This is a genomic window from Glaciimonas sp. PAMC28666 (assembly GCF_016917355.1).
Taxonomy (GTDB): Bacteria; Pseudomonadota; Gammaproteobacteria; order Burkholderiales; family Burkholderiaceae_D; genus Glaciimonas.
On the sequence record NZ_CP070304.1, the window covers coordinates 2941595 to 2964565 of the forward strand.

Genomic DNA, 22971 nt, shown 5'->3' on the forward strand with positions numbered 1-22971 from the left:
GTCAACAAAAAGGAGTACATCATGTCCAATAATTCTATCTCCGCCCTAACTGCCGCTGGCATCCTGCGTACCTCACTTGTGGTATCAGCGCTGGCCCTCGCTTGCTCTTCCTCATTCGCTGCGGATTTACCGCTTAAGTTTTTAGGCGATCCGGGCTCATTAAGCACCGCGACGCAAACTATCAACATCAAACCCGGTACTAAATATGTCAACGTAACCGGTGGCCAGACAGTCAAGTTTGTCGTCGGCGATAAATCTTTCGCGTGGGATTTTGATGTTGGTACCAATGTTCAATCGTTTGACTTGAATCGGATCGCACCCGCCAATATGCTTGCGCAACCGGTAAAGGTCTATGTCGCACAAGACGTTAAGTCACTATAACGATGCTGCGTAATTTGTGATTTGTAACTTGTAATGTGCATGCCGCGGCAACGTGTCCGCGGCATTGCTGTCTCATTCAGGCAATCGGCAATATAATCGTGTACAGCCAGCACGTATTTTCTTTCTGCCATTCAATTTTTCCAGGCTATTTTCTCCAGCCAGAATTTTCTCTGCTTCTGTTCACCTCAACTTAACATCATTTTGCCTTGGCTTTTGCCTTAGGGAGTGATTTTTACGCCTTTAAATAAACAGATAGTCTTTGACTGGCATGGTATCATTTTCGAAATAAAGAATAATATTTCGAAATTACGATAAACGAGACGCGGCTTTCCGGCGTAGTACAAGCGCCGCAAGCCGTTCGCGCTTTTAAAGCGCCACCGCAACAGGTAAACATCCATGAACGACAGATCACGCTTTTCGCGCCAGCGCCGCAGCCTCATTCGGGGTGCTGCAATGGCCTTCTCAAGTCTCGCGTTGGGCGTCAGTCCCGCGCTAGCGCGTTCCTCTGATGCGTTGATTAAGATCATGGTCGGTTTTCCACCCGGCGGTGCGGGTGATACGTTCGCACGCATTTTTGCAAACTCATTGCGGGAAGAATTAGGCAATCCGATTGTGATAGAGAATAAGCCAGGGGCAGGGGGTATGACCGTGGCGCTCACTTTCCTGCACGGCCCAAAAGATGGCAGTCAGCTGATGATGGCAACCGGTTCGACGGCTGTATCGGCACCCATTTCACGTGCCAGGCCGCCTTATAATCCGGTTACCGATTTTCAATGGATAGGACTATTAAGCAACGCGCCATTCGTGATCGCGGTCAACCCAAATCTTCCCGTGACGGATCTCAAGGGCTTAGTCGCTTACGCAAAGGCGCATCCAAATAAATTATCTTACGGACATGCTGGTCTTGGCACCACGGTGCATCTGGCTGCTGAACTGTTCAAGTCCATGGCTGGGATTGACGTAGCTGACATCGCCTATAACGGCAGTGCGGGCGCCATTGTCGCAACGCTTGCGGGCGACGTCCAGTTTGTTGTCGAGACCTCGGGTACGCTCATGCCGTATCAAAAATCTGGAAAATTACGCATCATTACCACGATGGGGGAAGTGCGTGAACGCAATCTTCCAGATGTACCCACTTCGCGCGAAGCCGGGTATGACTTGCTGGCGGGGACCGCTAACTTGCTGGCAGCACCGTTAGGCACGCCGCATGACGTAATCGAACCGATCTCACTGGCGGTCGGACGCGTGATGGCGCGGCCTGCGGTACAGGCACAGTTACTCCAGATGGGGATTGAGCCAGTCTTGAAATCCAGTCCGGCCCAGGCGCAGGCTTTCGTTGCCGCCGAAGTGGCGCGCTGGACCCCGCTCGTCAAAAAACTCGGTATTGCGCTTTAACCATTGACTCATATTTTTTGTATTTGCCTTATCAAGGAATAGCATTATGCGTACCCCTATTTGTGAAAAACTTGGCTGCGATTTACCTATCTTCGCCTTCTCTCATTGTCGCGACGTAGTCGTCGAAGTGACCAAGGCGGGCGGTTTTGGGGTCTTGGGAGCGTCCACTTTTTCGCCCGAGCAACTGGAAACGGAACTATGCTGGATTGATGAACACGTAGGTGGCCGTCCGTATGGGGTTGACGTCATTATTCCAACCCGCTATGACAAACAATCTGAAAGCAGCACCGCAGATCTTGAGCAGTTGATACCACACACCCATCGCGCTTTTATGGACAAAATACTGGACGACGCCGGTGTGCCGCCGCTGCCTGCCGATGAGCGAGAGCGGATACACGCCGCGATCGTGAACGGTCGTGGCAATATGACCCCTGACGGCGCGCGCCGCTTACTGCGGGTTGCACTGACACATCCTCAAGTCAAGCTGGTCGTCAGTGCACTCGGTTCACCACCACCCGATGTGGTGGCTGAACTACGTGAGCGCAACGTCATGATCGGTGCGATGTGCGGCAAGGGTGAACACGCTGCGCGCCATCGCGCCGCTGGCGTTCAGCTTATCGTTGCGCAGGGAACTGAGGCGGGCGGGCATACAGGTGATATTGCGACGATGGTATTGGTGCCGCAAGTGGTGGACGCCTGCGGAGACGAGGTAGCGGTATTGGCAGCTGGCGGTATCGCAAAAGGTAGCCAGATCGCGGCGGCGTTGGCCCTCGGTGCGCAAGGCGTTTGGTGTGGCAGTCTTTGGTTAGGTACGCGTGAGAGCGAGCTGGACTCGTTCGAAAAAGAGGTCTTGTTTGAAACTCGTACTGAAGATGCCGTGCGGCGCCGGGCCAGGACCGGCAAACCGGTGCGGATGATCAAGAGCGCTCTGTCGGAAGCATGGGAACAACCCGGCGCACCCGCGTATTTGCCGACGCCTCTGCAGGGTATTCTCTACAATGAAGCGCATGCCCGCGTGGTGCGTGCCAGGCGCAAGGATTTGTATTCTTTCCCTGTGGGTCAGGTCGTTGGCATGCTCAACGAAGAAAGTACGGTTCGTGACGTCATGTATCGCTTGCAACTTGAATATCTCGATACCATGGATCGCTTGCGCCAATTGTCTCCGGCTGACTAATTACTTTCCCACTTTACTGCAATTATTTATGCAGCAACCATTTATGCAGCAACCGTGCTGGCGTCGACCAAGGCGCTAGCCGGAAACTGCAATATGATCACTTCGACGCCGCTTGTCCCAGCCTCAAGGTCCAGTACTTTATCGCACGAAATAAAGAGCGTCGCCAACCCGGTTAACTCCGCGCCGTCGACGCACAGCGCACCTTCTGTGACGACGTAAAAACGCCCCCCGTTATTTTCCCCGCTCGCAGGAGCAGGCATTTTGTGATGCGGTGGCAGGCGGAAGATCCAGGCCGCCAGTCCGCTCTCTTCCGGCGCAATCAGCGCTGCTTCGACTGGCGACGTTAGACTGGCCAACGGTTGCGCCATCGTGCTTGCCTCAGGCGCAGCATGTATTTGCTGCTTCTTGATGCGTAGCGGTAAATGCGGTCGCGATTCAGGTAAGTACCAGGCGCCGGTGTCACCCATCAGACGGAGCGTCAGATAGGACGCGCCGCGGTCACCCGATACCAATGGTCCGTAGGCCGAATAAGGCGACGCATAATGTATTTCTAAATGTCGGATGTTATGCTTCCCGAGCGATCCGCCACCGGCAACGAATACCTGAAATTGATGTTGCGTATGGAAATGCGTAGGCAGCGTCCAATTCGGCGTCTGTTCGACCAGATATGCCTGAGCGCGCGGCGAGCCGTCGTTGGGGGTGATGTCGGGCACGATTAAATCGGTAATGTGGCCAACGAACTGCGGCGTATTCCGCGCACGACAAGCTATTTCCAATGTTCGCGCTTTTTTCAGTGTTTGCATGACAATCAAAATAAACTCCTGTTTGAATGGACCTTGATGACTCAGCATGAATTTCGAAAAAACGAAAATATTTTCGAAATTCGAGTATAGTTATTCAAAATAGTTGCGTCAATTGTTACCTGAGGCGGACGGATCATGAGTGATTGATTGCTGCGCTAATGTAGGAATTCCAAATTTCCATTGATCGTGACCATCTATCACAACAGCTGATCGTGACGTTATCCGTGCTGCCGACTGACAACGCAGGATTGACGCGGGTGCATAGTCAAATGGATGTAATAACACTTAGCCTGCTTGTCTTGTAATAGCAGGCTTCTTTAACCTCACATCGCGTAAACCCCATGCCAACATTAGACCCGGAAGTCGAACATTTGCTCGCGTTAGGCCGCGCAGCGGGACGTGCCCCGTTTGAAGCGTTAACCCCTGAGGCTGCGCGCATCGCCTATGCCGCTTCTCGCGATATGATGCAAGCCCCCTGCGTTGAAGTCGCCTCGGTTCGCGATGTCCTAATTCCTGCGCAAGGTGCTCCTTTATGTTTGCGCGTGTATCGCCCGTTGGGAAGCCAGCTCGATGCGCAACTTCCTTGTCTGGTCTTTCTGCATGGCGGCGGATGGGTGATTGGTAACCTGGAAAGTCACGATCGGCTATGCCGTCGGCTGGCGAATGCAGCCCGTGTGTGTGTCGTTGCCGTGGATTACCGGCTGGCACCGGAGCACCGCTTTCCGGCAGCGCTGGAGGATGCAGCAACGGCGCTACGCTGGGTGTTCGATAATGCGGTCGAGTTGTCGCTTGTCCCGGATCGTATCGGCGTCGGTGGCGACAGCGCGGGCGGCAATCTGGCAGCTGTGTTGGCATTGATGGCGCGCGACGGCAATGCGCCGCCGCTGGCATATCAGGCACTCATTTATCCGGCTGTCGATTTAACTGCGTCCAGTAACTCCTACCAGACCATAACTTCGGGCGTGCCGCTGACTGCGGCCACCATGCAATATTTTATCGAACATTACACGCCTGATACACACGATCGGTTTGACTGGCGCGCATCGCCATTAAAGGCCGCGAGTCTGGCCGGAACCCCGCCGGCGCTGGTGGTCACGGTCAGCAACGATCCTCTGTGCGACGAAGGTCTTGCTTACGCGCGTCGACTGGAAGACGAAGGCGTTCGTGTTACATCGCTGCACTTATCTGACCAGATCCACGGAATGCTGATGATGGGCCAGTTTCTGACCACCAGCAATATCGTCGTTGATTATATTGGCGCCACGCTGGGCGCCGCTTTGTATTCCATCAATGCAACCAATTAGAAAGAAGCATCCATGATCCGTAACCATTCAACTCTTGCCGGGGACGTCGATGTCGTCGTCATCGGTGCTGGCTTTGCAGGGCTTTACATGTTGCATCGCCTGCGCCAGCTCGGCTTGAAAACGCAAGTCTTTGAAGCGGGTAAGGGAGTAGGGGGAACCTGGTATTGGAACCGCTATCCCGGCGCACGTTGCGACGTCGAGAGTATGCAATATTCCTACTCCTTTTCAGAAGAGCTGCAACAGGAGTGGCAATGGACCGAGCGCTACCCGAAGCAAGACGAAATACTGCGCTACATCAATCACGTCGCAGACCGCTTTGAACTGCGTTCCGATATTGCGTTTGAAACCAGAATCGCCAGTGCCAGCTACGACCCAGAGAGTCAGCGCTGGAGCGTGCGCACAGAACAAGGCGCAACCTTATCGGCGCGCTTCCTGATCACTGCTGCGGGTTGTTTGTCTGCCGCAAGGATGCCGGATCTGGCAGGCTTGGCGAGCTTTAAAGGACAGTGCTACCACACCGGGAACTGGCCGCACGAACCGGTCGACTTCACCGGAATGCGAGTCGGTGTCATTGGGACTGGCTCGTCAGGTATTCAGACCATTCCCGTGATAGCGAAGCAAGCCAGCGAGTTGGTGGTCTTTCAACGTACGCCGAATTTCAGCATTCCGGCATGGAACCGACCATTGTCGGATGAGGATCAGCAAGCCTGGAAAGCAGATTACGCGGCCAATCGGGAAAAGGCGCGGCGTACCCGCTCCGGAATTTTGTACGAATACAGCACCCGTGCTACCACAGAGGTGCCGCAGGCCGAACGCGAGCTGGAATACGAACGCCGCTGGAATAGGGGCGGGGCCAACTATACGCACGCGTTTAACGATATTTACACCAACCGCACCTCGAACGATAGCGCTGCGCAATTCGTGCGCAATAAGATTCATGCAACAGTCAATGATCCTGATGTGGCTGCGCTCCTCGCGCCCAACGATCACGCAATCGGCACCAAGCGAATTTGTGTCGATACCGATTATTACCAGACATTTAATCAAGCGCACGTCAGTCTTGTCGATCTCCGGGCAGCACCGATTGAAGAGATCGTACCGGAAGGGATTCGCACCGTCACCGCCACCTATGCGCTGGACTGCATCGTGTTTGCGACCGGTTATGACGCGGTGACTGGCGCGCTGGATCGCATCGATATTCGCGGAACCGGAGGGCTGGCATTGAAGGATAAGTGGGTTGAGGGTCCGCGTACTTACCTGGGCCTGATGACAGCGGGTTTTCCAAATCTATTTTTCATCACGGGCCCGGGCAGTCCATCGATATTGACCAACGTCGTCGTAGCCATCGAGCAGCACGTAGACTGGATCGCCAAGTGTATCGCCTCTATGCAGGAACACAAGCGTGGCGTGGCCGAAGCGGATGCGAGCGCCGAGAACGATTGGGTGGCACACGTCAATGAGGTTGCTTCAAAGACGCTGTTTCCTACTACCAAGTCCTGGTTTATGGGAGCGAACATTCCGGGTAAACCGCAGGTCTTTTTGCCCTATGTTGGCGGCTTGGGCAATTACACGGAAATATGCGATGACGTTGCCGCAGACGATTATCGCGGCTTTGCTTTTAAGCCGTTTTAACATTTAACGAGCGCTGACCGTCGCCCTTGATAGCGCCGGTAAAGCCTCACACGCAGAAATTGAAATTACATCATGGACACATATATGACCAGCAATTCGAATCGATTCACGGATAGAGTATTTTTGATATCCGGCGGGGCACGTGGCCTTGGTACTGCGCAAGCGCGGTTTCTGGTGGCAGAGGGCGCAAAAGTTGTCATTGCGGATGTGCTTATCGAGGAAGGCCAAAAGTTGGCGCAAGAATTAGGCGAAGCGTGCATTTTTCAACCGCTCGACGTAACCTCCGAAGCGCAATGGGATGCTGCCGTAGCGGTAGCGCGCAATATGGGTAAACTACATGGTCTGGTAAATAACGCCGGCGTGTATACACCGCAAGCGCTGGTCGATACCGACACGGCGCAGTTTGAACGGCACATGCGCATCAATCAGTTGGGTACGTTCCTTGGCATGCGCGCCGTGGTCGCGGCGTTTGAAGAAACCGGTAGCGGCGCGATAGTCAATATGTCCTCTACCGTCGCCCTGCGTAGTGCGCCCAACTCGATCGCTTATACGGCCAGCAAATGGGCAGTGCGGGGCATGACCAAGGCCGCGGCGCTGGAACTGGCAGACCGTAACATCCGCGTCAATTCTGTCCATCCCGGACCCATCGATACCGACATGCTCAACATCCGTAGTCGCGAAGAAAATCTGCGCAGAGTCCAGCAAGTACCTATGAAGCGGCTCGGCACCAAGGAAGAAATTGCTAAGTTAGTGCTATTTCTTCTATCCGATGACAGCTTATATATGACCGGCTCCGAAGTCGCAATGGACGGCGGCGCCGCCCTTTAGGACCTACCAAAAACCGCCCCAGCGGGGTTGTGCTTTCCTGGCCACCTACGCGGCCCGGTACTGACGTTCTGTCTGCGTCGGCACGCCTTGCTGGGACGATTTTTGGCAAGTCCTGAAAGACTATCGTGGCATCCAACCCTAACGGCGTTCTGCTTTTCTTTCCCTGCCGCGTACACGACACGGTCCAGCCCCCCCGGGACCGACCGTGCTGTCTTTATCGGCAACTTCTATAAATAGTTCTTGGGTGCATTGGGATGAAAAGATACGCGATAAATCGATAAATCGTCGTTGCGGGGGAGCGTATTCGTGATAATATTTTCGCAAATACAGATTGAATTTCGAATATTCGAAATATTAAATTAAAACGACTTGCCTGCAATCGCTTAGCGTTGACAGGCTAGCGACTCAGGAGATGAAATGACTGCATTCAAAAGCGGCGCGCGCGCCTCTGCACGTAAAATTGCACTGGGCCTGTTCACTGCCAGCCTTGCACTCAGCGCACATGCCTTTGAGCAAGAAAATGATGGCGTCTACGCAGACCACATTGACTGGGGCGTCATGATGGATATGAGTGGACCCGCCTCTGCGGCACAGCTGCCGTGGGTGCGCGGTTTCCAGGCGTATATGCGTAAAGTCAATGAAAGCGGCGGTATTCACGGCCGTAAAATCAATGTCCTTACAGAAGACGATCGCTATGATGCGTCTCTTGATCGCGTCGCTTACGATAAGTTGGTTAACCAAACACCTGTTTTGGGCATCTCAGGCATGGGCAATTCGAGCGCACAGGTTGCGTTGGCACCATCCATTCGACGCGGTAAGGTGCCGGTCGTCGGCACGTATGTGACCACCAAGCCAGCGGTCGAGCCAGCCTCTCCACTCTATTACGGATCGTTCTGCGGTTTCCGTGAAATGGCGCAGGTTGGGGTAGGATTTTTTATCGATAAGTTAAAATTGAAGGCCCCAAAGGTCGCTACAGTTAACCTGGATGTTGCCTCCGGAAAAGAATACGCAAGCTACATTGAAGAGGCAGTAGCGCAGCGCGGCGGCACGTCGCAATCAATTCAAATTAAAGTCGCCGCGGCTGATGCGACCGCGCAAGTGCTTGAGATCATCAAGATGAAACCGGATTTTGTCGCCATCCATGGCGTGCCGACTACCGCCATTCTGGTGATGCGGGCAATGCAACAATACGGATTGAATATTCCTACCTTTGCCATTACTTATCTCGGTACGCCGGGTGTGTATGAAGCTCTCGGCCCCAAGACTGGCAGCAACTATTATTTCGTCAGCTGCTTCACGCCGGGTGGTATCGAAGAGACGCCTGCTATCAAGGATATGTCAGCATTGGCCGAGAAGTATGGAAATGGCTCCTTGAAGAATGATGTCAATTACGTCGCTGGTTGGGTGGTCGGCCAACTGGCCGCTGAATCAATCGCGAAAGCCGGTGCGGAGCCAACTCGCGCTGCATTGATCAGCGCCATGTCGAAAGGTTTTGAAGTAGACACCAAGGGCGTCTCTTCGCAACTTAAATATACCCCTGATAACCACCTCGGTTTAGTACTGTTGCGACCGTATAACTACGATTACGATGCCAAGCGGTTTAAGGCTTTCGGTAAATACAGCGATTATCAGCAGTACGTCAAATAATATGATGGCCCAAATCCTCTTTAGCGGTCTGGCGCTGGGCAGCATTTACGGTCTGGTCGCGCTGGGCTTCGCGGTAATTTTCAAGGCCACCGGAGTCTTCAATTTTGCCCAAGGCATGTTGGTGGTGGTCGGCGCCTATCTGGCGGTGACCGGCAGTACTCAGCTCGGTTTGCCCTTTCCTATGGCGGTGGTATTCATCGTTCTTGCCGCTGCATTATTAGGTGCGGTGATTCATGCGTTGTTGATTCGCCCGTTGGCTGGTCGCCCATTGTTGCCGGTAATTATGATCACCATTGCGTTGGCGATTGTATTACGCGCCATGATTGAATTGATCTACGGTCCGCAAGCACGCGCACTAACCACCCCCTTACCGACCGGTAGTTTTTTGGTCGGCGGTGTCCGCATCTCGGAGTTGCATTTGACTGCTGCGTTGGTGAGCTGGGCCTGTATGGCGGGCGTGGGGGCATTTTTTAAATTTACTTCGATGGGGCTGTTGATGCGCGCTACCGCTGACAGTCATGAAGCAGCGCTGGTGTCTGGTATCAATGTGAATCGGATCAACGCGCTGGCGTGGGCTATCGGATGCGTTCTGGCAGCGATCGGCGGGGTCTTTTTAGGCCAACTGCAGGTCGCCACAGTGGAATTGGAAAACATCGGCTTGTTGGCGTTGCCAGCAGTGGTGATCGGCGGCCTGCAGAGTATTCCGGGGGCTATCGTCGGTGGCCTGTTGGTCGGTTTGATTGAGCAATTCGGGTCGGGCTATATCTCACCGAAGGCGCGCGATATATTAATCTATGCGCCGCTTTTGATGATCCTGATGGTCAGACCGTGGGGCTTATTCGGTCAACGTGAGCTGGGACGGGTATGACTATGACCACACAACCTCCTCTGCCAGCATCGGTCCAGCTACCGACCATCGCAAGCCCTTCAGCTGCTTTTCCATGGCGCTGGATCGGCGTCATTGCCGCGATTGCTATCTTATGTTATCTGCCGGTCGTGTTGGACCAACGCGCAATATTCGGTTTCAGATTATCCAACTTGCAGCTGCTTAATATTGGTCTGACGCAGGTCAATCTGACGCTAATCGCCATTTTGGGCGCATTGTCGCTAAATTATTTGACTGGTTGCGCTGGCCTGATATCGATTGGCCACGGCGCCTTTTATGCGGTTGGTGCAATTGCCGCTGCGGTAACGGGAACCCAATGGGGCTGGCCCTTCCCGCTGGTGCTGGTGGCCGCTGGCGCCGCCGGGGCATTCGCCGGCGTCATCGCTGGTTTGCCATCGCTACGGGTGCGCGGCCTCTATTTCGTCCTTTCGACGTTGGCGTTGCATTTCATTGTTGTTTACTTGCTAGCTGAATACCAATACAAATTCTTTGATGTGGTGGGTATTCCCTTCAATGAAGCGCGAATCGGACCCGTTGTACTCGACTCTGGATTGCGCTGGTATTTCTTTCTGCTGCCCGTCGTCGTCGTCGTGTACATGTGCCTGCGCAATACCATGCACTCGCGTGAAGGACGTGCGTTGATGGCAATGCGTGACCATGAACTGGCCGCGACGGCCGCTGGCATTGACGTGCGTATTTTGCGACTGAAAGCTTTCGCCTTCAGCTCTGCAATTGCCGCCGTGGCAGGTGCGTTATATGCGTATTTCATGAGCAACGTAGCGGCAGAATTTTTCAGCATCAACTTTGCGGTTCAGTTCATCGCGATGATCATTATCGGCGGGATGGGTTCGCTCGCCGGTTCAGTGGTTGGGGCGGCGATTTGGCTACTATTGCCAGCGGTGATTAGCGGCTTTGCAACGCACGCGGGCGGCTCGTCGGGCGTGATTGGGCAGTTTCTATTGAACAGCAAACCGCAATTAGTGAATCTGGTATTTGGCCTGTTAGTGGTCGTGTTATTGATTTTTGCACCGGGCGGCGTGGCTGGCCTCGGCACGCAATTCCGCAAGCGTTTGTCTTCATGGCGGAGCACAGTATGGAAATAATGCTCAATATAAATAATCTGTCGGTTGCTTATGCGCGCAAAGGTCTGGCGCTGGATGCGGTTAATCTGGCATTGCCGAGCGGGAGCATCGTCGCATTATTGGGTGCGAATGGCGCTGGCAAGACCACGCTGATCCGGGCGGTTACCGGTCTGCTGGGTGTGCATGGTGGCGGTGTGACGGCCGGCAGTATCAACTTCGCTGGTACATCCGTCCTTGGTATGCCATCACATCGATTGGTACGCCTTGGCATGGCACAGGTTCCGGAAGGCAGAATGGTATTCAAGCAATTAAGCGTTGAAGAAAATTTACAGGTTGGTGCAGCCATTTTGCCGCGCGCTGCGGTGAGCCAACGGATGGAGGCAGTCTATGCACTTTTCCCGCGTTTGCTGGAACGCCGTAAACAGGCTGCTGGCTGGCTCTCCGGTGGCGAACAGCAAATGTTGGCGTTAGGACGGGCTCTGGTAGCAGGGCCAAGACTTTTGTTAGTCGATGAGTTGTCGTTAGGCCTTGCGCCCCTGATTGTGGAAACAATTTATCAGCAATTGAAAATAGTTGGCGACACTTTGGGGACTTCCATGTTGGTGGTTGAGCAAAATGCACGTTTGGCACTGCAGTTTGCCAGCACTGCTTATGTATTGGATCGAGGTCGGATCGTATTATCTGGTCCTGCCAATGAAGTGGCGACGAACGCGTTGGTCAAGCAGTCTTACCTTGGTAGCCAGCGCGAAGAGGCCACGGTTTGATTACGCTTAGTGAGATCAACAACGAAAAAAATAAAGCGCTGCTCGATATAGAATCGCTGCACATGCGCTTTCAGGGTCTGAGCGCATTGGATGATGTGTCTTTTACTGCGCAAGCTGGAGAAATTACGTCATTGATCGGCCCGAACGGTGCTGGCAAAACCACGCTATTCAACTGTGTCACCGGAATGTATCGACCCACTGCCGGAAAGGTGATTTTCAATGGTGCCGACATTACCGCGAAGCCGGCACATCAAGTCTCACGTCACGGGGTAGCGCGGACGTTCCAAAATCTGGCGTTATTCGGCGGTTTGTCCGTGATGGATAACTTATTGGTCGGAGCATATCGGCAAGGCTCGTCCGGCTTGCTGCAGGGCGCCGTGACAAGCGGGCGGGCCCGCGCAGAGCAACGCGCCGCATTTGCGGCAGCGACTGAAGTCCTGGAATTTTTAGGCATGCCCGACATCGCCGACGCCTTACCCGGTGAGTTGCCGTACGGTCGGCAAAAGCAGGTTGAATTCGCCCGTGCACTCATGCAAAAAGCGCGGCTGGTCTTACTCGATGAGCCGATGGCCGGAATGAGTAGTGCAGAAAAAAGCGCGATGACCGAATTGATTATGCGTGTGCGAGCGCAATTTGGCGTCAGCTTTTTAATTGTCGAACACGACATTCCGGTGATTATGGACATTTCGGACAAAATCGTTGTGCTCGACTTTGGCCGCAAAATTGCCGAGGGCACGCCACGTGAGGTGCAAGCAAATCCAACAGTGATCACGGCCTACCTTGGCACCGAACACAACGCTGCCGCGGAAGTCGCGTAAACGCTTTTACATCCGCCAGTTTCCAACTGCGCTAACCATCAACATGAGACCGACGCCATGGCCCATTCCCAGCAACCTAACCATCACGGTGTCACCGATGACGCCAATCCTTTGGTGACCGCCGGTAGCGACAATTCTGCATTGGATTTGGCCTCAGATTCAGCCTACGATGTGCTTATCATCGGGGCCGGATTCGCAGGCCTGCATATGCTGCATCGAGTGCGCGCAATGGGCCTGACCGCCCGTGTCTTCGAAGCCGCGGATGACGTCGGTGGCGTCTGGTACTGGAATCGTTATCCTGGCGCGCGCTGCGATGTTGAAAGCTTGCAGTATTCGTATTCATTTTCTTCTGAACTTGAGCAAGAATGGGTCTGGACCGAAAAGTACGCAGCTCAGCCGGAAATCTTGCGCTATATCATGCATGTAGCAGACCGTTTCGAGCTGCGCCGCGATATCGCATTCAATACCAGAATTACTGCTGCAACTTTCGACGAAAGTGTTAACCGTTGGAACTTGCAAACCGACACGGGGATACATGCATCCGGCCGGTTTTGCGTTATGGCAAGCGGATCATTGTCCGCCACGCGGTTGCCAGATATTCCAGGCCTCGCCAACTTTACTGGCAAGATTTATCACACAGGTGCATGGCCGCACGAGGGTGTCGACTTTAGCGGTCAAACGGTTGGCGTAATCGGCACCGGGTCTTCCGGCATTCAAACGATTCCTGCGATTGCCCGTCAGGCCGAAAAGCTGGTGGTATTCCAGCGCACCGCAAATTTTTCCATTCCCGGATGGAACGAGGCGCTCAAGCCGGAAGTGCAGCAAACGTGGAAGAGCGTTTATCACGAACACCGCAGCCGCGCCCGTGAAGTCGGCACCCTCTATGAATTTTCGGATAAGGGCGCCATGCAGGCGAGTGAGGCGGAGCGCGCGCAGGAATATGAGCGCCGCTGGAATAAGGGCGGCGTCAACTTTGTGCACTCCTTCAACGATGTGATGATCGATAAGCGCGCCAACGACACGATTTCAGACTTTGTTCGGGCCAGGATCAGAACCATAGTCAGCGATCCTGTTGTGGCAGAAATGCTCTGTCCACACGATCATCCGCTCGGCACTAAGCGGATCTGCGTCGATACCGGCTATTACGAAACCTACAATCGCACCAACGTCAAATTGGTCGACCTGAAAAAAACGCCGATTACGGAAGTGATCAGCAGCGCTGTGCGTTGCGGCGACACCGATTACGCGCTTGACGCATTGGTTTGCGCTACTGGTTACGACGCACTGACCGGTGCGCTGCTGAATATCGATATTCGTGGCAGAGACGGTCTGGCCCTGGTGGATAAATGGTCCGCCGGACCGCGTACCTATCTGGGTTTGATGACCGCTGGTTTCCCCAATATGTTTATCATCACTGGCGCTGGTAGCCCTTCGGTTCTGGTCAATATGGTGGTCGGCATCGAACAGCACGTCGATTGGATAGGTGATTGCATCAGCTACCTTGATCTAGCAAAAATGGCGGCGATCGAAGCCGGAGAAGCTGCTGAGACGGACTGGGTTGAGCATGTAAATACAGCGGCGAACAAGACGCTTTTCCCGCTGGCGAACTCGTGGTTTCTGGGTGCCAATATCCCCGGAAAGCCACGCGTGTTTATGCCGTATGTAGCGAAAATCGGGGTGTATCGTAAGGAGTGCGACGAGATCGCCGCGGACGACTACCGGGGTTTCATTCTAACGGCGGCGTAGCGAGATCGGGCATGTTTCCCAGGGACTAAGGGCGTAGTTCCGAATGCTAATTTTTCTGTCCGGTACCAGCTAGCCGGTTATGAGCCCGACTTATAAGACCCTGCTTGTAAGGCCCTGCTTGTAAGACCCCGCGTATAAGACCCCACTTATAAGACCCTGATTTCTCTTCTCGCAGTCCTCACGATGAATGTCACCGTGAGGACAATTCCAATTGCCTCGTAAGAGCATGGCGCCAATCAGCAAGCCAGGAAACCGCCATCAACCGGTAATGTCACGCCAGTGACATAGCTTGCCATATCAGAAGCTAAAAACACGACCGGACCTACCAGTTCTTCAGCTTGTCCAACGCGGCCCAGAGGGGTTCTGAGCATGAACTTATGCATCGTTTCCGGCGTGCCTCGGGTATCGATGGTCATCGCAGTCTCAATAACACCGGGTGCAATCGCGTTAACGCGGACGCCGTCTTTGGCAAGTTCGACCGCCAACGATTGCGTCAATAATTTAACCGCGCCTTTGGATGGCGAATAGCCCATGCTGCCGGGTTGTCCGGCAAACGCAGCGATGGAGGCCACGTTGATAATGGATCCCCGCGTCGCGCGCAATGCCGGTAAGAATGCATGGGTAACGTTAAAGGTGCCATTCACATTAACATCCATCATTCGTTGCATATTAGCGACGACACGCGGACTGTCCACGTTTTCGCGGATGAGTATTCCGGCATTATTTACCAGAACATTCACGCGCCCGATATCGTCAGTGATTTCTTGCGCCAATGCGATGCAGGCTTCGGTTGAGGTCACATCCAATACGTGCGCCCATGCCTGGCCGCCAGCAGCGCGGATTTCCTCCTCCACCTGTTTGATGTTTGCAGCGTTGATATCGGTGACGATGACGCGGGCGCCTGCTCTGGCCAGGCCAATTGCGATGGCCCGACCATTTCCTTGTCCTGCGCCTGTAACGAGGGCGAGACGTCCGGTCAATACCTGCGGGGCCATATTCGAAGAAATATCCATGCGTGTTTCCTTTGAGTTGTGCGTTGCGTTACTGAGCGATAGATATCGCGCGGCTGCGGCCGAATGCTTAAGTTTGCATCGCTTGAGTAGAGATGTTTTCGATGTCGGGAGCTGACGCCTATTTTCCAAATATCGAAATATATTTTTTATTTTCGAAAATATTAACACATAATGATTTTTATAAAATGCGTGATGAAGATCTTCGGGCATTCCCTATTAGTGCTTTGGTGCCATCGCAAAACTGACCATTTTCATCATGTTGAACCATCAGCATCAACCGTAGAGGGAGTTATTAGCAACGACCTGGAAGGGGGGGGGGGAAACCGAAAAATTATGCTTATGTAGGAATTGTTGCACCGATTTTTATCGAATATAAAAAATAAATTTAACTATTTCGGATCAATGTCAGGCCGTCAAAAGGACGCTCAAAGAGTCAATGAGACGTTCGACATAGCTCGGCAGACTTGCCAAACTTGCCAAATCCCAGGAGACAAAATGAATCACCATCAAAATCGCCACCAACTAGACATCAAAAGCGATGCGTTCTCTGCGCAATATAAGGCGCCAAAGATAAATGTTGGCTCTGCCTTAAGAAGAATAAGCGTCAGCCTGATTATTGCCAGCCTGACCGTGAGTGCCTTTGCTTTTGAACAGCCTAACGACGGCGTCTATTCCGATCGGATCGACTGGGGTGTGATTATGGACATGAGTGGAACCGCGTCCGGATCGCAAATACCTTGGGTGCGAGGAATGCAGACCTATATGCGGCAGCTTAACGAGTCTGGCGGGATTCGCGGTCGCAAGGTTAATCTGGTACTCGAAGATGATCGTTACGATGCCTCTTTGGTGCGGATCGCCTATGAAAAACTGAACGCTCAGACGCCGGTATTGGGAATATCAGGGCTTGGCAACACAAGCGCACAAGTCGCCTTAATGCCCTCCATCCGCCGTGGCAAACTTCCTATCGTTGGAACCTTTGCCGTTACTAAGGCCGGGGTTGAGCCGCCATCTCCCATGTTTTACAACGGTTATTGCGGATTTAAACAAATGGCGCAAGTTGGTGTAGGATTTTTTGCGGACAAACTTAAACTCAAGGCGCTCAAGGTCGCTACCGTGCATATGGACGTGGCTGGTGGCAAAGAATATGCAGACTTTGTCGATGCAGAGGTACATAAGTATGGCGGTACCTCGCAGGCGTTTCCCGTCAAGGTAGGTGCTGCAGATGTTACCGCGCAAGTGATGGGCATCATTGCCATGAAGCCGGACGTAATCACGGTTTATGGCGTCCCAACGCCAACCATTTTGCTAATGCGGACGATGCAGCAATATGGCTTGAAAATTCCGACGTTTTCGATTACCCAACTCGGCACCCCCGATATTTACACTGCCCTCGGTCCTGATGCTGGTCGCGATTATCATTTTGTGAGCTGCTTCACGCCGGGCGACATCGACGAACCGGGCGGCATTAAGGAAATGTCGGCAGCGGCCGATAAATATGGTTTTAGCTCGTCGAAAACCAACGTCAACTTTGTCGGCGGATGGATCGTAGGCGAACTGGTGGCGGATGCAATCAACAGGGCAGGGCCGGAGCCAACCCGCGCATCCATGGTGGAAGCAATGGCAAAAGGATTTGAGGTCGACACCAAAGGCGTCTCATCACAACTAAAATTTACCCCCGATAATCATCTTGGCATGTCAGCTTTGCGTGTCTACAGTTATGACTACGATGCTAAACGTTTCAAAGCTTTTGGCAAGTACAGCGACTATCAGAAGTACGTCAAATAACGGCTAGAAGACTCGCAAAGACAATGCCCTCAATTCCTTCCTTTAATTGAAGGAATTCGGGGCGAGTTGCTACGCTAGCTTGTTGTGTGTTTGATATATTAGCGTGGCATAAATTTTGCTATAATCTTTGGTCGAAAATTCGGTTTTCTTTATTTTGAAAACCGACATAATGTGATCACTTGGTCATTAACAGCATCTTGCAGCAGTGCGGGGCAAGATCGGTAATTTCTGTTTAACGAGGCATTGCATGAGTCCTGACCGATATCTTCGTACCTTCGATGTGCTCGACCTGTTAGTCAGGTTCAAGGAAGGTCTGCGCCTCACTGAAATCAAAGAAGCGCTAGGACTCCCGGTGAGTAGTGTCCATAACATGCTGCAAACCATGGTGGCGGCAGAAGTGCTGACCATGACCGAGGACTTGCGCTATTCGATAGGCCCTCGGGTGGTCGGTATCGCCTTATCGACCGTGGCTTCGCTGGATGTGCGGCCTTTGGCGCGCCGCCATTTGCAGGATTTGGCAAAAACCATTGGCGATGACGTTTATTTGGGTATGAATCTGGGTCAGCGAGTGTTTTATGTTGATCGCTGCATGGGTACCCAGCGTATTTCCCTCGATATCCGTCTGGGCGAGCGGCTATCGCTTCATTGCACCGCCACCGGCAAGCTATTTGCCGCAAACGACACCCGTCTTGCCGCAAAAGCGTTAGCGGGACCGCTCAAAAAGTTAACCGCAAATACGATTACGGACGCGCATGCGTTGGAAGCCGAATATCAGCGCATTCGCGAGCAAGGCTACGCGAAAAGCGAAGAGGAAGCGGTCGATGGCGTAGTTGGTTATGCAATCCCCATCCGCTATGCCAACGGCACGCTGGCAGGGGCGATTCACGTTTCGGTGATCGGGCGGCGTGCGACCAAGTCGCATGAACATAAACTGCTCGACGCCGCCCGCGCTTCCGCTGAACAGGTGGAACGCAGTCTGGGCCATTTCAAACCTGCCTAAATTCAGGTCGACGCATCGACCCGCGCCCATATGACAATGGCGTTGTGCTTTCTGCACGGCGTCAGCGCGAGGTAGAACTGCGAACAGACGCAGTTGAAAAAATTAAAATAACTTATTGATAACTGTTTTATCCTTGCCGCCTCGGACCGTCTTGACTCATCAGAAAAATTGATCGTTTACGGTCCAATCAAGTGTCTTTTATTTATCTATTGGCTTGCTTAAACTGGCAGCAAGCGATATAGATCGAATAAAAATATAAAAGGAGATTTGATGAACCTCGGATTTTTCACGATGCCTATGCATCCTATTGGTAAAGATTGGCAGATTTCCCTGCGCGAAGACCGCGAAGCGTTTATTTTGGCTGACCAACTCGGCTTCGTTGAAGGTTATGTAGGCGAGCATGCGACTGATCCGGAAGAAAATATTACCTCGTCCGCGTTATTTCTGGCGACGCTGGTCGATGCGACCAAACAAATGAAGCTCGGCACCGGCACCCTGAATCTTCCGAATCATCACCCGACGACCATTGCTAGCCATATTGCGATGCTGGACCATTTGCTGGGTGGTCGTTTTATTCTCGGCATTAGCCCGGGCGCACTGCCTTCGGATGCCGAAGCCTATGGCAATTTCGATTTGCCGAGACCAGCGATGTTTCTTGAATCGATTAATCAAATCCTGAAATTGTGGACCACCGAGCCTCCTTACAACCTCAAGGGTGAGCATTGGAACATATCGACAGAGCGCACATACATCGCGGAAACTGGCATGGGAACTATCCCGCGGCCGTTGCAACGCCCTCACCCGCCTATCGTGGTCACTGCGGTAGCACCGTTTTCGCAAGGTATTACCGAAGCTGCTGCACGCGGCTGGGACCCGATTTCAGCCAATTTCTTGTTGCCGATGTGGGTGAAGAGCCATTGGACCAAATATGTTGAGGGTTGCGCACGCGCCGAGCGCCCTGCAGAGACAGCTAACTGGCGCGTCGCAAAGACCGTTTTTGTTGCCAGGGATGACGCCACGGCAGAGGCTTATGCATTAGGCACCGACGGTCCTTATTATTATTACTATCGTTCGTTGTTCAACAAGCTGAAGCGTCGCGGCTCACTGGGCGTTTTTAAAAGCGATCCAAAAATGTCAGACGATAGTGTGACGCTGGAAGACGTCATGAAGCAACTGGTTATCTTTGGTTCGCCGTCAAAGGTAGCAGATGAGATACATGCACTGAAAGAGGTCACTGGTCAATTCGGTACGTTGCTATATGCAGGCGTCGATTGGACCGACCGCGAACTAGCGCGCGACTCCATGATTTTGATGGCGGAAAAAGTGCTTCCCCTCGTCAATGTTGGGAATAACTGAGCATATGTTTATGCGTGCTTCCCCAGCGGTCCCTCAGCCGACGGTTAATTTTTCCTTCAATCCTCAGGAGCGACCGTGGCAGTAACCCACTTATTTTTGGATGGGCAGCACGATACCCGACAGCTACGCAATGCGTTGGGCCGCTTTCCGACGGGCGTAACGGTCATCACGACCCGTACGCCCGACGGCAAATTGGAAGGACTGACCGCCAACTCTTTTTCCGCTCTATCGCTGGATCCGCCATTGGTATTGTGGAGCATCAGACGTAATGCGCTGTCTTTGCCGGGATTTTTGGCGTCGGGTTATTTTGCGATTAATGTTCTTGGGGTTGGGCAGTCCGATTTGTCACAGCGTTTCGCCACACCACATGAGCACAAGTATGACGGATTGGAATTCGAGGAGGGACTGGGCGGTTCACCCGTGCTCGAAGGCGTGCTGGCGAGTTTTCAATGCCAGACTGAAAGCACCATTGACGGCGGCGATCATGTTCTGTTCGTCGGTCGGGTGCATAAGATTTCTTATCACGATGGCGAGCCGTTAATTTTTAATGCGGGACGTTATTGCACGGCATTACCGCTTGCTACGGGTGCGGCGCCGACAGATTTGAGCGCAATGTGGGCTGACCTAGGCTGGTAGAGACTGGACTTTTTTTGAAGGCTTCGCCAAACTGTCTTACAAAGATAATGTATCGTCACTTCTATCATCGGGCATAAAGCCATTTGAGCATAAAGCTATAGCAAGCCTAAAGTTTACAAAGAGTTTAAATGAAGCGCGTCACACTCCTGAATCTTGAAACGTTGTGCTGGATTTCCAGGCTTGGAACTTTTCACGCTACCGCTCTCAAGATGAACGCTTCACCGCCTGCGATCTCGGCACGCGTGCGCGAAATGGAAACAGCATTAGGCGTGACGCTGTTCCGGCGGCAAGGGCGGCGCATGGAATTAACTTTTCAGGGGCGTGAACTGGTGCAAATGGTTGAGCCATTGTTGCGGCGCCTTGATGGCGTCGTTGGTGATCTCGATAATCCGGAAACTGCCAGCGGCACGGTACGTATCGGTGCGGGAGAGATTGCAGCGCTGAGTTGGTTTCCAACCTTCATTGCGAACTTGCGCAAATTAATGCCGAAAGTGGTGTATCAAATCGAAATTGATCTCACCACATCGATGCGACAGCGACTGGAAACCGGCAAGCTTGACGTTGCGCTGTTTGCAGCACCCGCAGTCGGACCAGATATTCGATCAGCCTCGCTGGGTTGCGTTCGTATGTGCTGGATGATCGCACCGGCGCTTCAGAGCAAGCTTTCAACCACCGCGACGATCGGTGAGCGGTTAAATGGTCACGCCATTTGGTCGTTGTCGAAGCCGTCTGCAAGCCACTCGATGACGATGGATCTATTGCGCGAGCAAGGGATCGCCAGCGATGCAATCGGTACTTGCAACAATATCATGGCGTTAATCGCCATTATCGCCAGCGGCGCAGGCATCGCTCTTCTACCGGAAATACTTGTCCGTTCCCATGTTGCCCGGCTGGAACTGGTGCCGTTGTTGCCGGAAATGGTGATGCGGGAATTGGAGTTCGTGATTGCCTGGAACGCCGATCAGGAACAATTGATTATTCGCAACATAGTCGAAGTAGCGTTGCAATGCACGACCTTCGAAATGGCGCTCGGTGACATGGATACGCCACCGTAATAGCCATACTTCTAGCGATTTTTCATATCCTCCTAAGGCGGTCAATGCGGTCACGCCAGAAGGAGTTCGCGCGTTGCAGACGTGGTAGTTTTGACGTGCCTAATTGATTTAACTGCTTCACTTCACCTGATTGAAACAAAAGCCTGCCCAACGCCAAAAATAAAATTATTGCATAAAAAAATAAGGTATTATTTTCGAAATAATGAATATATTTTCAGATTTTCGAAAAAATATTCTTTGATTGAGAGCAACTACTGCCGGACGATCATGCGATTTTCAAAAAAAAATGACATCCGATTTTTAAAAAAAATAGAATAATAGGTGGGGACAAATGACAAAAATATCGCTCAAGCGACGTCAGGTATTGACCGCGGCTGCTTCGTTGGGGGTGGCCGGTGCCAGCCTTGGATTTCCTTCAATTTTGCGTGCTCAGACCGCTCAAACCATCAAGATCGGAATCCCAACGATCATGTCAGGACGGATTGCGCAACTGGGGATTTCCTCTACCAACGGCGCGCAACTCGAGGTAGACGCGTTTAATGCAGCCGGTGGTTTTAACGGTCAAATGGTCGAGTTGCTTATCCGCGATTCAAAAGGCAAACCGGAAGAATCTAGCCGCCTGACCCGAGATCTGATCAACAGCGATAAATGCAATTTCATCCTCGATTGCGACGCATCCAATGGCGCGTTCGCGGTTCACGAAGTGGTGCGCGGCACAGGTACCTTATGTATCCACGCCAGCCCGGAGATCTCGACGCTAACGGCCGACCCGAAGATGAAAATTCCAAATGCGTTCCGCACGGCGCGCCAGGGTGCGCAAGATGCGATAGTGGCCGGGCAATATGCAGCGGAAGTCGCGAAACAAAATAATTTCACCAAATGGATGACTATCGGCCCCGATTATGCGTATGGACGTGATACAACTGCGCTCTTTGTGCGCTATCTGAAACACTTCAGCCCGTCGGCGCAAGTAGTCGGTGAAGCATGGCCGAAAATGTCGCAGCCCGATTACACCGAGTTCATTACCAAAATTATGCAGGAAAAGCCACAGGCGATTTTTACCTGTCTGATCGGTGGCGATCTGGTTTCTTTCATCGACCAGGGAAATCTATATGGTCTGTTTAATGAAATAGAAGTGTTTGCTGTAGCGCTCGCCGATTTCACGACTATTTCAAAAGTGAAAGCGATGCCAAAGCGCGTGCATTCCGGTACGCGCTATTTGAGCGCTTTCCCCAACACGCAGGCTAATAAAGCGTGGGCGAATGCTTACTCGGCAAAATTTAAGGACTCGCCGACCAATTGGTCATGGCAAGCTGCGTCCGGCATGGATTTTATGCTTGAGGCGATGCGCCAGACCAAGTCGGTCGATTCGAAAAAAATGTCTGACGCCTTGCGCGGGATGCAAATCAAATCGCCGTTCGGCAGCAAAGGCATGCTGACCTTACGCGCCAGTGACCAGACACTGGTGGACTATGCCACCGGATGGGGTCGTATCAGCAACAAATTACCTTTCATCGAAAATGCAAAAATGGCCGATTGGGGTGTGATCACTGATCTCGAGCTGAAGTGGAAGAAAGAAAACGGCTGGGCTTAATTTTAGTTGTTTGTTAATTACCTGCTAGTTGTTGAATACTGGACGCGCGATTCTGGCTACTTTTTTTTGCCT

The 22971-nt window shown here is 52.7% G+C and carries 20 protein-coding genes; 18 read left to right on the plus strand and 2 right to left on the minus strand.

The genetic code is table 11. The features are described 5' to 3' along the window. The first annotated feature begins 21 nt into the window (after positions 1–21). The 3 genes from JQN73_RS12620 (at position 22) to JQN73_RS12630 (ending at position 2950) form a co-directional block, all read left to right on the plus strand. A complete protein-coding gene (locus JQN73_RS12620; RefSeq protein ID WP_205319158.1) occupies positions 22–381 on the plus strand; it encodes a CzcE family metal-binding protein in 360 nt (119 codons plus the stop codon). 396 nt (positions 382–777) lie between these two features. Then, positions 778–1776: a tripartite tricarboxylate transporter substrate binding protein gene (locus JQN73_RS12625; RefSeq protein WP_205319160.1), complete on the plus strand. Its 999-nt coding sequence runs from the start codon at positions 778–780 to the stop codon at positions 1774–1776. A 46-nt stretch (positions 1777–1822) separates the two neighbouring features. Next, positions 1823–2950 (plus strand): nitronate monooxygenase, encoded by a 1128-nt coding sequence (locus tag JQN73_RS12630; protein WP_205319167.1) that lies wholly within the window; start codon positions 1823–1825, stop codon positions 2948–2950. A 41-nt stretch (positions 2951–2991) separates the two neighbouring features. On the opposite strand, the gene JQN73_RS12635 is transcribed toward JQN73_RS12630, so the two are convergent. Continuing rightward, positions 2992–3801 (minus strand): hypothetical protein, encoded by an 810-nt coding sequence (locus JQN73_RS12635; protein WP_205319169.1) that lies wholly within the window; start codon positions 3799–3801, stop codon positions 2992–2994. 293 nt (positions 3802–4094) lie between these two features. Here JQN73_RS12635 and JQN73_RS12640 point away from each other — a divergent pair, with 293 nt between their 5' ends. The 9 genes from JQN73_RS12640 (at position 4095) to JQN73_RS12680 (ending at position 14460) form a co-directional block, all read left to right on the plus strand. Next, the gene (locus JQN73_RS12640) at positions 4095–5057 is read left to right on the plus strand and encodes an alpha/beta hydrolase (RefSeq protein WP_205319170.1); all 963 of its coding nucleotides are present in this window, start codon (positions 4095–4097) and stop codon (positions 5055–5057) included. Positions 5058–5069: 12 nt separating this feature from the next. After that, positions 5070–6689, plus strand: coding sequence for an NAD(P)/FAD-dependent oxidoreductase (locus tag JQN73_RS12645; RefSeq protein WP_205319172.1), 1620 nt, complete (start codon positions 5070–5072; stop codon positions 6687–6689). Positions 6690–6773: 84 nt separating this feature from the next. Beyond that, a complete protein-coding gene (locus JQN73_RS12650; RefSeq protein WP_205319174.1) occupies positions 6774–7517 on the plus strand; it encodes a glucose 1-dehydrogenase in 744 nt (247 codons plus the stop codon). A 417-nt stretch (positions 7518–7934) separates the two neighbouring features. Next, a complete protein-coding gene (locus JQN73_RS12655) occupies positions 7935–9164 on the plus strand; it encodes an ABC transporter substrate-binding protein (protein WP_205319176.1) in 1230 nt (409 codons plus the stop codon). Position 9165: 1 nt separating this feature from the next. Beyond that, positions 9166–10032, plus strand: coding sequence for a branched-chain amino acid ABC transporter permease (locus tag JQN73_RS12660; RefSeq protein ID WP_205319178.1), 867 nt, complete (start codon positions 9166–9168; stop codon positions 10030–10032). Continuing rightward, positions 10029–11153, plus strand: a complete 1125-nt coding sequence (locus JQN73_RS12665) for a branched-chain amino acid ABC transporter permease (protein ID WP_205319180.1) — start codon at positions 10029–10031, stop codon at positions 11151–11153. The genes JQN73_RS12660 and JQN73_RS12665 overlap by 4 nt, the downstream gene beginning before the upstream one ends. Continuing rightward, a complete protein-coding gene (locus JQN73_RS12670; protein WP_205319182.1) occupies positions 11144–11896 on the plus strand; it encodes an ABC transporter ATP-binding protein in 753 nt (250 codons plus the stop codon). The genes JQN73_RS12665 and JQN73_RS12670 overlap by 10 nt, the downstream gene beginning before the upstream one ends. Further along, positions 11893–12714 (plus strand): ABC transporter ATP-binding protein, encoded by an 822-nt coding sequence (locus tag JQN73_RS12675; RefSeq protein WP_205319184.1) that lies wholly within the window; start codon positions 11893–11895, stop codon positions 12712–12714. The genes JQN73_RS12670 and JQN73_RS12675 overlap by 4 nt, the downstream gene beginning before the upstream one ends. A 57-nt stretch (positions 12715–12771) precedes the next feature. Continuing rightward, the gene (locus tag JQN73_RS12680) at positions 12772–14460 is read left to right on the plus strand and encodes an NAD(P)/FAD-dependent oxidoreductase (RefSeq protein ID WP_205319186.1); all 1689 of its coding nucleotides are present in this window, start codon (positions 12772–12774) and stop codon (positions 14458–14460) included. Positions 14461–14696: 236 nt separating this feature from the next. Here JQN73_RS12680 and JQN73_RS12685 read toward each other — a convergent pair whose 3' ends face one another. Further along, positions 14697–15473 carry a glucose 1-dehydrogenase gene (locus tag JQN73_RS12685; protein WP_240162250.1) on the minus strand — a complete coding sequence of 259 codons (777 nt, stop codon included), beginning with the start codon at positions 15471–15473 and terminating at the stop codon, positions 14697–14699. Positions 15474–15968: 495 nt separating this feature from the next. On the opposite strand from JQN73_RS12685, the gene JQN73_RS12690 reads away from it, so the two are divergent. From JQN73_RS12690 to JQN73_RS12715, 6 genes are all read left to right on the plus strand, one after another. Continuing rightward, a complete protein-coding gene (locus JQN73_RS12690) occupies positions 15969–17258 on the plus strand; it encodes an ABC transporter substrate-binding protein (RefSeq protein ID WP_205319188.1) in 1290 nt (429 codons plus the stop codon). Positions 17259–17505: 247 nt separating this feature from the next. Further along, entirely contained in the window at positions 17506–18258 is a 753-nt protein-coding gene (locus JQN73_RS12695; protein ID WP_205319190.1) for an IclR family transcriptional regulator, read from the plus strand. A 270-nt stretch (positions 18259–18528) separates the two neighbouring features. Next, on the plus strand, positions 18529–19614 hold the full coding sequence (locus JQN73_RS12700; RefSeq protein ID WP_205319192.1) for an LLM class flavin-dependent oxidoreductase: 1086 nt from the start codon (positions 18529–18531) through the stop codon (positions 19612–19614). A gap of 75 nt (positions 19615–19689) precedes the next feature. Next, complete coding sequence (locus tag JQN73_RS12705; RefSeq protein ID WP_205319193.1) at positions 19690–20250, plus strand: flavin reductase family protein; 561 nt, start codon at positions 19690–19692, stop codon at positions 20248–20250. A gap of 128 nt (positions 20251–20378) precedes the next feature. Further along, positions 20379–21305 carry a LysR family transcriptional regulator gene (locus JQN73_RS12710; protein WP_205319195.1) on the plus strand — a complete coding sequence of 309 codons (927 nt, stop codon included), beginning with the start codon at positions 20379–20381 and terminating at the stop codon, positions 21303–21305. A gap of 331 nt (positions 21306–21636) precedes the next feature. After that, a complete protein-coding gene (locus JQN73_RS12715; protein WP_205319197.1) occupies positions 21637–22899 on the plus strand; it encodes an ABC transporter substrate-binding protein in 1263 nt (420 codons plus the stop codon). Positions 22900–22971: the final 72 nt, after the last annotated feature.